Origin of the sequence: Peribacillus phoenicis, from assembly GCF_047238085.1 — a bacterium.
In the GTDB taxonomy this organism is placed as follows: Bacteria; Bacillota; Bacilli; order Bacillales; family DSM-1321; genus Peribacillus.
The window spans coordinates 4,934,372-4,947,107 of record NZ_JBDFMF010000001.1; the positions used below are offsets into that span (position 1 = coordinate 4,934,372).

The 12,736-nt window shown below is 44.1% G+C and carries 13 protein-coding genes; all 13 read right to left on the reverse strand.

The genetic code is table 11. The annotated features are described in order from the left end of the window. Positions 1-52: 52 nt before the first annotated feature. The gene (gene nuoN / locus ABC374_RS24440) at positions 53-1,579 is read right to left on the reverse strand and encodes an NADH-quinone oxidoreductase subunit NuoN (RefSeq protein WP_413020012.1); all 1,527 of its coding nucleotides are present in this window, start codon (positions 1,577-1,579) and stop codon (positions 53-55) included. Between the two features lie 3 nt (positions 1,580-1,582). Further along, a complete protein-coding gene (locus ABC374_RS24445; protein ID WP_413020013.1) occupies positions 1,583-3,106 on the reverse strand; it encodes a complex I subunit 4 family protein in 1,524 nt (507 codons plus the stop codon). Next, entirely contained in the window at positions 3,103-4,974 is a 1,872-nt protein-coding gene (gene nuoL, locus ABC374_RS24450) for an NADH-quinone oxidoreductase subunit L (protein ID WP_413020014.1), read from the reverse strand. The genes ABC374_RS24445 and nuoL overlap by 4 nt, the downstream gene beginning before the upstream one ends. A 34-nt stretch (positions 4,975-5,008) precedes the next feature. After that, complete coding sequence (nuoK, locus tag ABC374_RS24455) at positions 5,009-5,323, reverse strand: NADH-quinone oxidoreductase subunit NuoK (RefSeq protein ID WP_098371643.1); 315 nt, start codon at positions 5,321-5,323, stop codon at positions 5,009-5,011. Next, a complete protein-coding gene (locus tag ABC374_RS24460) occupies positions 5,320-5,838 on the reverse strand; it encodes an NADH-quinone oxidoreductase subunit J (RefSeq protein ID WP_350300678.1) in 519 nt (172 codons plus the stop codon). The genes nuoK and ABC374_RS24460 overlap by 4 nt, the downstream gene beginning before the upstream one ends. Further along, entirely contained in the window at positions 5,835-6,254 is a 420-nt protein-coding gene (nuoI, locus tag ABC374_RS24465; RefSeq protein ID WP_048685828.1) for an NADH-quinone oxidoreductase subunit NuoI, read from the reverse strand. Before nuoI ends, ABC374_RS24460 begins: the two co-directional genes overlap by 4 nt. Before the next feature lie 33 nt (positions 6,255-6,287). After that, a complete protein-coding gene (gene nuoH, locus ABC374_RS24470; RefSeq protein WP_350300679.1) occupies positions 6,288-7,295 on the reverse strand; it encodes an NADH-quinone oxidoreductase subunit NuoH in 1,008 nt (335 codons plus the stop codon). After that, the gene (locus ABC374_RS24475) at positions 7,296-8,393 is read right to left on the reverse strand and encodes an NADH-quinone oxidoreductase subunit D (RefSeq protein ID WP_350300680.1); all 1,098 of its coding nucleotides are present in this window, start codon (positions 8,391-8,393) and stop codon (positions 7,296-7,298) included. Between the two features lie 5 nt (positions 8,394-8,398). Continuing rightward, positions 8,399-9,649, reverse strand: a complete 1,251-nt coding sequence (locus ABC374_RS24480) for an NADH-quinone oxidoreductase subunit C (protein WP_413020015.1) — start codon at positions 9,647-9,649, stop codon at positions 8,399-8,401. Then, complete coding sequence (locus tag ABC374_RS24485) at positions 9,650-10,126, reverse strand: NuoB/complex I 20 kDa subunit family protein (RefSeq protein ID WP_170946902.1); 477 nt, start codon at positions 10,124-10,126, stop codon at positions 9,650-9,652. It lies immediately after the preceding gene. 26 nt (positions 10,127-10,152) lie between these two features. Then, entirely contained in the window at positions 10,153-10,527 is a 375-nt protein-coding gene (locus ABC374_RS24490; protein ID WP_137017336.1) for an NADH-quinone oxidoreductase subunit A, read from the reverse strand. 346 nt (positions 10,528-10,873) lie between these two features. Further along, a complete protein-coding gene (locus ABC374_RS24495) occupies positions 10,874-11,275 on the reverse strand; it encodes a F0F1 ATP synthase subunit epsilon (protein ID WP_048685840.1) in 402 nt (133 codons plus the stop codon). Between the two features lie 25 nt (positions 11,276-11,300). After that, complete coding sequence (gene atpD, locus ABC374_RS24500; protein WP_061465696.1) at positions 11,301-12,698, reverse strand: F0F1 ATP synthase subunit beta; 1,398 nt, start codon at positions 12,696-12,698, stop codon at positions 11,301-11,303. Between the last annotated feature and the right edge of the window lie 38 nt (positions 12,699-12,736).

Genomic DNA, 12,736 nt, shown 5'->3' on the forward strand with positions numbered 1-12,736 from the left:
CTGTAAATAGAGGCTTGATCCAATGGAACAAGCCTCTGATACAGGCATTATATCATTTACTTGAAATAAAGTCTGTAAATTCGCCAAATTGATCATGAATAAAATCAAAGGCAATATTTGGCGCCACCCCGAAAAGTATGGTGCCTATTACACAAATGATCAACACAATGTAAAGACCCGGACGGAATTTAATGACCTTCTCTGAATGGATGGGTCGGAAAAAGACCTGAACCAATAATCCGAAATAATACACATAGGATACAATGGTACCTGCAATCATGATTCCCGCAAGGACAAAATGTCCAGGCTCCGTTATGAATGTTCCAAGAAAAATATTAAGTTTGCCAATGAAACCTGTCGTTCCGGGGATTCCAGCAAGCGACAGGATAAATACGGTGAATGCCATGGCAAGATAAGGTGATTTCCTCCCCAGTCCTGCAAGAATGCTAATATCTTCTGACCCACTTTGGCTGGATAGCAGCTGAATGACTGCGAATACACCGATATTCATTAATACATAAGCCATTAGGTAAAACCAGACAGTATCCAGGAGAAAATATCCCCCGCCCAATGTAGCCACCGCTACAAGCAGGTAACCCGCATGGGCAATGCTTGAATAAGCGAATAATCGTTTTAAATTTTGCTGCCTTAACGCAACCACATTTCCAATGATGATCGTCAGGCCCGCCAACGAAGCTATATAGATATTATTTTTTTCCAAAAAGTCGAGCGCTCCGAACGTATCACCGGAAGCTGTTAGGAACAACGAGAGAAAAATTCGCAGGATGATGACGAAACCCGCCATTTTCGAAATTACACTCAAGAAGGCTGCGACCGGTGTCGGTGCCCCCTCATACACATCCGGCGCCCACATATGAAATGGAGCGGCAGCTATCTTGAAAGCTACACCGACAAACACCATGAAGAAAGCGAGGCCCATGATGTATTGCAGCTGGCCGTCCGTCATCGCAGCCATCGTCCGGCTCATTTCGCCTAGATTGACGGAACCGGTCACTCCATATAAATAGCTCATCCCGAATAAAGTGATCGCTGTGGAAATGCCTCCGTTTATCACATACTTCATGGACGCTTCGTTGGACTTCCGATCATGCTTGCGCATTCCGACCAATATATAAGATGAAAGTGAAAGAAGTTCCAGTCCAACGAACAGCGTTATCAAATCACCGCTTGAGGACATGACCATCGCTCCAAGCAACGCGGTCAGGAACAGATAATAAAATTCCCCCCGGTGCTCCCGCAGCCCCTCTTGCGGTTCATACCCTTCAGCCAGAAGGATGATCAGGGCCGCTCCGAATAACAGCAGCAGCTTAAAAGCCTTTGCAAAAGAATCCAAACGAAACGTATCGGATAAGATACTGACTGTCTCAAAGGATAGCAGGCTAATCAGTGACAAACATGCCAAAATGATTCCGGTTAGCGCGAGCCATGCCAGTTTTCTCCGATTAAAGTGCTTCGGCCAGAATAAATCCAATATCGAAAGAATCATGGTCGTTCCAAGGATGATGAATTCCGGCATCATCGCTCCCCAATCATAAGAAAGCATCGTGTTCCAATCCATCCTTCATCGCCCCCCTAGAGCTAGCATCATGGCTTCAATCGTTCCTTGAAGAGGCCCGCCTAACAAATTTGGGTATACCCCAATAGATATTATCAAACCGAGAAGAACCAATGCAGGGACAAATTCCCAGCTTCCAAGGTCCCGTTTCTCTTTTTCTATCAAGCTAGCATTTTTCCCGAAAGTCATCATCATGACCGCCCTCAGTACATAGACAGCGGTTAATACAAGCCCGACCACGCCTATTGCCGCAAGCAACGGCTGACTCTTGAATAAGCCAATAAATACCATGAATTCACTGATGAAGCCAGACATGCCAGGCAAACCGAGTGAAGCCATCCCGCAGGCTAACATAAACCCTGAAAAAATCGGCATCGACTTGGCCAATCCCCCTAGCTTAGGAAGCATGGTGGTTCCCGTCCGCTCATACAAAACACCCACCAAGAAGAACAACAAAGCAGCAATTAGCCCGTGTGAGATGACCTGAAAAATAGCTCCCTGTATGCCCGCTTCATTCAAGGCTCCCAGCCCCATCATGACGATACCCATATGTGAGATCGATGAGTAGGCTAAAACGAGCTTGAAATCCGTTTGTACCAAGGCTAGAAATGCACCATATAAAAAACTGAGGACCCCAAATAGGACAATGGTAAAGGCCAAGCTTTTATATTGTTCAGGAAATATCCCCATTCCAAACCGGATGATTCCGTACGCACCTATTTTCAATAGGACACCCGCATGTATCATGACTATGGATGGAGGTGCTTCTGCATGGACCCGCACCATCCAGCTGTGAAAGGGAAAGACGGGCAGCTTTATCGCAAATGCCACGAGAAAGGCGAGACATAAACCATATTTCATCGAACCGGAAATTGGTGCAAAAAGTGAAACACCGCCCATTGTCATCATCTGTGTCAATGCTGCAATGTTGGTCGTACCAGTCCTGGCAAACAAAATCAAAATAGCCACCAATAAAACAGCCGAACCAATGCCATTATAAATCAGAAAACTATAAGAAGCTTTCTCCCTCTCCAGAAAGCCCCATCTGCCAATTAAAAAGAAAGCAGGAATCAAGGTCATTTCAAAAAAGATGAAAAAAAGGATCAAATTTTCTGCGGTAAAGACACCGAGCATCCCAATCTCCAGGATCAAAAATAACAAATAATACCCTTTCCATTCCTTTTTTATATAAATGGATGCGATTGCGGCCAGTGATGAAATGATTGTTGTCAGTAATATGAAGATGAGACTTAATCCATCCAGCCCCAACTCAAAGTCAACCGTGAAGAGCTTGGGATCATACATCTCCAAATTACCAAACCTGATCCAATTCAACTTAATGTCAAATAAGGATAGGGCCACACCCGAATAATATTGGCTGCATAGAAAGAACGATAGGAAAAGAGGAGGCAGTGTTCCGAAAAAGCCAAATTGTTTAATCGTCCTTTCCTCTTTTTTCGGCATGAGGGCAACCATCACTATGCCCAGCAGCGGTGAAAACACTAAAAGCGAGAGCAAATAGACATTCATCTTAGATACCCCCCAGTTACTGCAAAAATCACCAACAGTACCGCAAGTCCCAGAAAGGCTATCATGACATATTGCTGTACCTGTCCTGTTTGCAGTTTAGACCCTATTTTTCCCAATCCTTCTATCGAACTTGTCACAGTGGAAACCAGTCCGCCGACAATGAACCTTTCTATATAAGATAGGAATATACTAAAGCCTTTGACTGCATAGCCTGCAGTGTAATGGTAAATCTCATCAATATAATACTTATTTTCCAAAACCCGATATACCTCGGAGTTTTCTTTGACAAGCCAGTCCCGAGGTAACTTCTTTTTAGCGTATATCATATAAGCAAGGTATATCCCGGCCAGCGATACGAGCACGGCCAGCAACATTATCCAAACGGGTCCCTCACTATGGCTGGCGCCTAGAACAGCTTCATTTCCCTCCACAAGCCACTCCCCAAGGAAAGTTCCAAACCACGGTGTTTGGATATACCCGCCGATTACAGCAAGCAAAGCCAATGCGAGCATGGGAATTAGCATGATGGAAGGTGATTCCTTGACCTGTTTTACTTGACTGCGCGAATCGCCTGCAAACATCATGAAAAACAGCCGGAACATATAAAACGCAGTTAAAAAGGAGGTAACCACCGCTAGACCAAACAATATATAACTACCATTCTCCCAGGCTGCCATTAGAATTTCATCTTTACTGAAAAAACCTGAGAGCAACGGAAACCCCGATATCGCCAACGTGCCAGTCAAGAACAGCGGCCCAGTCCAATTCAACTTACCCCATAGGCCGCCCATCTTTTCCATATCCTGTGTATGTATAGCGTGAATAACACTGCCTGCTGCCAAAAACAGCAATGCTTTAAAAAAGGCATGGGTCATTAAATGAAACACCCCGGCCACATATCCCGAAGTACCCAAAGCAAGCATCATAAAACCAAGCTGAGAGATTGTCGAATAAGCCAATACACGCTTAACATCCTTTTGCACGATGGCAATGCTTGCGGCAAATATGGCTGTAATTCCACCTGTTATCGCTACGACCTGCATCGCAGCAGAACTAGCCATGAATAACGGAAACATGGCCGCCACCAGGTAAACCCCTGCAGCAACCATGGTTGCTGCGTGTATCAATGCGGAAACCGGAGTCGGGCCTTCCATTGCATCCGGAAGCCATGTGTGAAGTGGAAATTGTCCAGACTTCCCAACCGCACCGATAAAAATCAAAATAGCGATTAGTGTCAGTTTTTCACTTGATATCATGCCCGACTGAACGGTTTGAAAGATCTCTCCATATTCAAAGCTGCCTGTTTCCCAGAATAGCAGAATGATGCCGATTAAGAGCCCAACATCGCCAATCCTGGTCATGATGAATGCCTTCTTCGCCGCAGCCTTAGCTTCCAGTTTATAAAAGTAAAAACCAATGAGCAGGAAAGAACCCACCCCGACCAATTCCCAGAAGATATAAAGTTGTAATAAATTGGGTGCCATGACAAGTCCAAGCATGGCAAAGGTGAAGAAGCCCAGATAAGCATAAAAAATGGAGAATCGCACTTCACCCTTCATATACCCCTTCGAATATATCTGGACAAGCAGGCTGACAAGGGAAACGACCACAAGCATCAAGGCATTAAGCTGATTGATTTCGAATCCAGCTGAAAGTTGCGTCCCCCCGAAGGAAAGCCAATCTATCGATATATTATAAGTAGGTTCTTTAAATCGTTCCATCAGGACGAGCAACGATAAAACAAACGAAGCCAATGTACATATTATTCCTATAAAAGCCCCTCGTTCCCGCAACCGCCCGCCTGATAGAAGCAGAACCAGAAACGTGACGAGTGGAAAGACCGGTATGAGCCATGCGTACTCCATCATCGTATCAAATCCCCTTCTTCATTTATATAAAACTTCAATTCTTCATAATTTCCATTTCATCGACATTGACCGTCTTCCGATTACGATAAAGGGACATCAGTATAGCCAGCCCCACAGCCGCCTCGGCCGCAGCGATCGTAATCGTGAATAAGGAAAAAACTTGACCCGTAATGGATGGCGTTACCCCGAATTTACTGAAGGCAACTAAATTGATATTTGCAGCGTTCAGCATCAGCTCGATTGAAATCAAAACAATGACCGCATTTCTTTTCGTCAAGGCACCATACAGCCCTATACAAAATAAAACGAGTGCCAATACAAGGTAAGCCGACAAGGGAACTCCCGTCATGATCGATCTCCCTCCTCATCATCTTTTTTAGCCAATACGATGGCACCGACTAAAGCAACAAGCAGGAGTACCGACATCACTTCAAATGGAATAACATATTTTGAAAAAAGTTCGATTCCTATTTGCTTTGTATTTTCCTCATGCAAGGCTGTTGGCTGTACAGGTATATCCAGATTATAAATCCCCAGATACACCGCCACGGCAAATCCAGCAATCGCCGCCAGCAAGGAGAAATTCCCCCAGCCCCCTTTAGCAGGTGCATCATTTTCATGGTGTTTTGTCAGCATAATCCCGAATAGCATCACGATCGTAATAGCCCCTGAATAAATAAGGATTTGTACAATGGCGACAAACTCGGCCGAAAGCAACATATAAATGCCTGCAATGCCCAAGAAAGTAAAAACAAGTGCAATTACCATGTGCACCACTTTTGTTAAGGTAATCAGCAGCACCCCGCCTACTATCGAGACGAGTGCCAAACCAATGAAGGCAATTAATTCACCCGACAAACTCATACTTTATTCACCTTCCGGATATTTTCATCATTTTCATCCAGCCACTCCAGATTTTTAAATAGATGATCACGGCTATACTCTGCCAGCTCGAATTGATTCGTCATCACGATTGCTTCTGTAGGGCAGACCTCAGTACATAAATCACATAAAATGCAAATCTCGAAATTGATGTCATACGTATCGATGATTTTCCCTTTTTTCGACGGATCCGGATGCTTCTTACCCGTTAATTGAATACAATCCGTTGGGCAAATCGTCACGCACTGATTGCATACGATACACTTTTCAGGATAGAATTTCTGGATTCCGCGAAATCGGTCAGGGAGCGGAAGCGGCTCATTCGGGTAGTCATAGGTCACTTTTTTCCTCGTCAAGTTCTTTAATGTATAGGTTAAACCTTTTGCTAAACCAAGCATATAAATCCCTCGCTTTCCGACCAGCTTAAGTTTCTAAAAAAGGTTAATCAATTCTTTTATAAGTGCCGTCAAAAATATATTAGCCAATGCAACCGGAAGCAGCACCTTCCAGCCGAATTCCATCAATTGATCGGCCCTTATACGAGGAAAGGTTACACGAATCCAGACCAATACATAGAATACGGCACTGAACTTCAGACCGAACCAGATGGCTGCCGGAATAAAATCCAAAAACGGAATAGAATTCCATCCCCCTAAAAATAATACAGTGGTTAGCGTTGCCATTGCAAACATATACACATATTCGGATAACATAAAGAAGGCCCAGCGAAATCCAGAATATTCAACATGATAGCCTGCAACAAGTTCGGATTCCGCTTCCGGAAGGTCAAAAGGAACCCTATTCAACTCGGCAACCGATGCAATAAAAAACACGATGAACGCAATCGGCTGAAGAAAAATGAACCAAACCCTTTCCTGGGCTGCAACTATATCATTCAAGTTTAAACTGCCTGTTATGAGGACAATTCCCACTAGCGACATCACCAAAGGGATCTCATAAGATATCATTTGCGCGGCTGCCCTCATTCCGCCAATCAAAGAATATTTATTATTGGATGCCCAACCCGCTGTGACGATGCCGATGGTCGATATGCCGGAAATCGCCATATAATAAAGCAATCCGACACCTATATCAGCAAATTGAAAGGCATCTGTGAACGGCAAGGTGGCAAGGACCATGAAAGCAGGGGCAAAAGCAATCATCGGAGCTAAAATATATAACGGCTTATCAGCTTTTTTCGGTATCGTATCTTCCTTGATCAGAAGTTTCAAAACATCGGCAACGGTCTGCAAGAGACCCCATTTCCCCCCAATTTGGTTTGGGCCGACACGCATCTGCATGAATCCCATGATTTTTCGCTCTGAAAGGATTCCATAGGTTACAAACCCTAATACGACGAACAGGAGCAGGACTGCCAAACCAAAAAAAATGCCAAAATTCAGCAGGCTTGGAGCGGAGTGGAGAAGATCCTTGATCATTTATCCATCCACCTCCCCTAAAACGATATCGATTGCACCTAATATCGTTATCAAGTTCGCCATATTTTCCCCTTCCAATAATTTCGGAAGAATTTGCAGATTATAAAACGAAGGTCTGCGAAATTTCAAACGGTATGGCTCCTTTTTCCCTTCACTCGCGATATAACAGCCTATTTCCCCTCTTGGTGATTCAATTCGGACAAATGCCTCACCCTTAGGAACCTTTATTATTTTAGGGACCTTAGCAAGGACCGGCCCTTCTGGAAATTGCTCAACCGCCTGCTCGATGATTTTCAGTGATTCTTCTATTTCTTCCATTCTACAGTGATAGCGTGAAAAGGCATCACCCTCTTCCCTTGTAGGAACATCAAATGTGAACCTGTCGTAAATGGAATAAGGTTCATTTTTTCGTAAATCCCATTTCACACCTGTACACCTTAAGTTGGCACCGCTAAGCGAATACTGCAAGGCTTCTTCCCTCGTATAGATGCCCACCCCTTTAACCCGATTAACAAAGATTTCATTCCCTGTCACAAGCTCATGGTAACCGGCAAGCTGCTCCCTCATATAAGGGACAAACTCGGCAACCTTCGCAATCCAGTCTTCAGGAGCATCCCATTTCACACCTCCGACACGCATATAATTGAATGTAAGGCGTGCCCCTGACAATTCAGTCAATAAATTAACGATCATTTCACGTTCTCGAAAGGCGTATAGGAAAGGGCTCGTCGCACCTATATCCAGCAAGTATGTACCCCACCAGACAAGGTGGCTTGCAACTCTGCCCAATTCCATTGCGATAACCCGCAAATATTCTGCCCTTTCGGGAATCTCCACCCCCATCATTGTCTCAACAGCATGGCAAAGCACATAATTATTTGTCATGGCCGCTAGATAATCGAGCCGATCGGTATATGGGATTATTTGTGTATATTGCAGATTTTCCGCTAATTTTTCCGTACCGCGATGCAGATACCCAATAACAGGTGTAGCCTCTTTTATAATTTCACCGTCAATCTTGATGACAAGCCGAAAAACACCATGTGTACTCGGATGCTGCGGCCCGACATTGAGAAGCATTTCTTCCGTCCTTAACATTGGGCTTACACCTCCACATCATAAGGCTGATAATCTTTTCTAAGGGGGTACCCTTTCCAATCATCACCAAGTAAAATCCGTTTTAGATCAGGGTGTTCATAAAAATTAATACCTAATAAATCATATGCCTCACATTCTGGCCAATTTGCTCCTGACCATAATGAGACCAATGATGGAATAACGGGAGATTCCCTATCAAGCTTCACCTTCAAGGCAACTGATTGATTCATTTTGAATGAATGCAAATGTACATAGACTTCCATATGGGATTCAAAATCCGTACCATGAAGTTCCGATAAATACGAAAAGTCAAGCTGTTCATCGTATCGCAGAAATTTTGCTATTGAGAAATATGTATCCGGATTAGCCACTATAGTGGGTACATCTTTTGATAATCTATTAAGATAGTGCTCTAATAATGCCCCTTGTCCTAAATGGCTTTCAATAGCAGAAACAATTTGATCGAGTTTCGACTGATTTGGAGAAAGCTCGCTAGGAACGATAACTTCCTCGCTTTCCTTTACAGCGGTCCTGTTCTTCGCAGCAGCAGCTTTCGCTTTGGCAGCGGCTGCTGCCTTCGCCTTGGCCGCTGCCGCCGCCTTTTGCTTCGCTGCATCCATTTCGCCTTCCGGTTTTCCGGTCGCATCCTCTTTCGCCTGTTTTCGGGCCAATGCCGCTGCTTTCGCCTTGGCCGCCGCAGCCGCCTTTTGCTTTGCTATATCCGTTTCATCTTCCGGCTTCTCGGCACTTTCAGTTTTCGCCTGTTTTCGGGCCAATGCTGCCGCTTTTGCCTTGGCCGCTGCCACCGCCTTTTGCTTCGCCATATCCGTTTCATCTTCCGCATCCGTACTTTCAGCTTTCGCCTGTTTTCGGGCTAATGCTGCCGCTTTCGCCTTGGCAGCTGCCGCCGCCTTTTGCTTCGCTATATCCGTTTCATCTTCCGGCTTCTCCGCAGCTTCTTCTTTCGCCCGTTTTCGGGACAATGCTGCTGCTTTCGCCTTGGCCGCCGCCGCCGCCTTTTGCTTCGCTATATCCGTTTCACCTTCCGGCTTCTCCGCAGCTTCTTCTTTCGCCCGTTTTCGGGCCAATGCTACTGCCTTCGCCTTGGCAGCTGCCGCCGCCTTTTGCTTCGCTATATCCGTTTCATCTTCCGCATCCGTACTTTCAGCTTCCGCCTGTTTTCGGGCCAATGCTACTGCCTTCGCCTTGGCAGCTGCCGCTGCCTTTTGCTTCGCTAAGTCTTCCTTTTCACTCATCTATATCACCCGCTTTCCGGTTTTCGCCTCGTAACGGATTTTTTCTTTTAATTTATTGATTCCATAAATAAGTGCAGCTGGATTTGGGGGACAACCCGGAATATATACATCGACAGGTACAATTTGATCTACCCCTTTGACCACAGAGTATGAGTGAACATAAGGCCCGCCAGCAGTCGCACAGGATCCCATGGCAATTACCCATTTAGGTTCTGGCATTTGTTCATATAATCTACTTATTATTGGAGCCATTTTTTTCGTTACAGTTCCTGAAACAATCATCACATCCGATTGTCTGGGTGATGTCCGAAAAAATGAACCAAATCTATCCAAATCATAATGTGATGATCCGACACCCATCATTTCAATTGCACAGCAGGCCAAACCGAAAGTCATTGGCCAGAGTGAGTTACTTCTAGCCCAGCCTTTTATTTGTTCAAGTGTGGATAAAAAAATACTGTGTCGCATTTCTTCCATTTCTGCAGGGGTAAGTTCATCCAATTTCAATTCCACTTTAACACCTTCTTTTTCCAAGCGTAGATTAGCCCTAGCATAAGGATCAGGACAAAAAACAGCATTTCAATCAATGCAAACAGTCCGAGTTCATCATAAGCGACCGCCCATGGGTAAAGAAAAACCGTTTCTACGTCAAATATGACGAACATCAATCCGAATAGATAATACCTGACATTGAATTGAACCCTTGAATCCTGAAAAGGATCGATTCCACTTTCATAAGTCGTATATTTCATATCTGTCGGTTTATAAGGCCTGAGCAGTCTACCAAGAAATAAAGCGATCACAGGCAATAAAATGCCGAGACAAAGGAAAACAAATACAATTAAATAATTATTTTGATAAATATGCAGCTGTCCCATGTTCATCTCCCTTTATGGATAAATCATGTTAAATGGGTGCAATATAGATTTGCTTGTCTTCTTTTTGGATACCTTTTAAATATTATGCAGGGTGACATTCTTTTAGAAGCAACGTGAAAGGAGGGGGTATAAAGCTATATTTGTAAGCGTATACATTAAAACATCAGGCTAAAAGCATGTCGACGAGTTAAGGATTAAAATGGAAAATACTTTACTCTATAATTCGACTTTTTTTTCATTCTACAAGCTTTTTTATTAAATATTACTATCCTCAAAAACCTTTTGGTTAAAAAAAACACCTAATCTTACCACGAATGGCTCGATCAGGTGTTTTCATCAATTAAAGTTATCGCATTTCTGCAATTTGGATTCGGTTGATGGCACGTTTAAGCGCTAAATTAGCTCTTTTGGCATCATTTGATCCATCATTGTTCTGCAATCTTTGTTCAGCACGGGCTTTTGCTGCTTGAGCACGTGCAAGATCGATAGTTTCAGCTCTTTCAGCAGATTGAGCCAAAATGGTTACCACATCAGGGCGAACTTCTAAGAAGCCACCATTTACAGCTACATAGTCTGTGTTGCTTCCATTTTTAAGACGGACAGCACCAATGGTAAGCGGGGCTACGGTTGGAACGTGTCCAGCCATGATTCCCAGCTCACCGCTTTTAGCTTTAGTGCTTACCATTTCAACTTCTGCATCATATACTGGGCCATCGGGAGTAACAACATTGACTTTAATGGTCTTCATTTCATTCCCTCCTAGGTCCCTTTAATTAAGCCATTTCTTTTGCTTTAGCAATAACTTCTTCGATGCGGCCAACTAAACGGAAAGCATCTTCAGGAAGTTCGTCATATTTTCCAGCTAGGATATCTTTGAATCCTTGGACTGTTTCTTTAACTGGTACATAAGATCCCTTTTGACCAGTGAATTGTTCAGCCACGTGGAAGTTTTGTGACAAGAAGTTTTGAATTCTACGAGCACGGGCAACGATTACTTTTTCGTCTTCGCTTAATTCGTCCATACCCAAGATGGCAATAATATCTTGAAGTTCTTTATATTTCTGTAAAGTCGATTGCACTTGACGAGCCACTTTATAGTGCTCAGCGCCAACGATTTCCGGGCTAAGGGCACGGGAAGAAGACGCCAATGGATCAACTGCAGGGTAGATACCCATTTCAGAAAGCTTACGCTCAAGGTTTGTTGTTGCATCCAAGTGAGCGAAAGTTGTAGCTGGAGCCGGATCCGTATAGTCATCGGCAGGTACATAGATCGCTTGAATGGATGTAACTGAACCTTTATTTGTTGAAGTGATACGTTCTTGCAATTGGCCCATTTCAGTAGCAAGAGTTGGTTGGTAACCTACCGCTGAAGGCATACGTCCTAGTAGGGCGGAAACCTCAGAACCTGCTTGTGTGAAACGGAAAATGTTATCGATGAAGAAAAGAACGTCTTGTCCTTGTTCGTCACGGAAATATTCAGCCATTGTCAAACCGCTTAGAGCGACACGCATACGTGCACCTGGCGGCTCGTTCATTTGTCCGAATACCATTGCCGTTTTCTTGATAACACCAGAATCAGTCATCTCGTAGAAAAGGTCGTTACCTTCACGAGTACGCTCACCTACACCAGCGAATACCGAGATACCGCCGTGCTCTTGTGCGATGTTATTGATAAGTTCTTGGATAAGTACAGTTTTACCAACACCGGCTCCACCGAAGAGACCGATTTTACCACCTTTGATGTAAGGAGCAAGTAAATCTACTACTTTAATACCCGTTTCAAGAATTTCAACTGATGTTGATAATTCCTCGAATGTTGGTGCTTGTCTGTGAATTGGATCACGACGCACCTCTGCTGTAAGTGGTTCAAATAGGTCAATGTTTTCCCCTAATACGTTGAAAACACGACCTAGTGTAACTTCACCTACAGGTACTGAAATTGGAGCTCCTGTATCAACAGTCTCTGCACCACGGGTTAAACCATCAGTGGAAGACATTGCTACAGTACGAACTGTATTATCACCTAGTTGAAGGGCCACTTCAAGAGTTAGTCCTGTACCAGACGCTGTATTTTCGATTCTTAACGCGTTATAGATCTTAGGAAGTTGTCCGTCTTCGAATTTCACGTCAACAACCGGACCCATAACTTGAGTAACGCGTCCTATATTCATCGTTTTCCCTCCTAACGTTGCTTATAACGACTATCGAG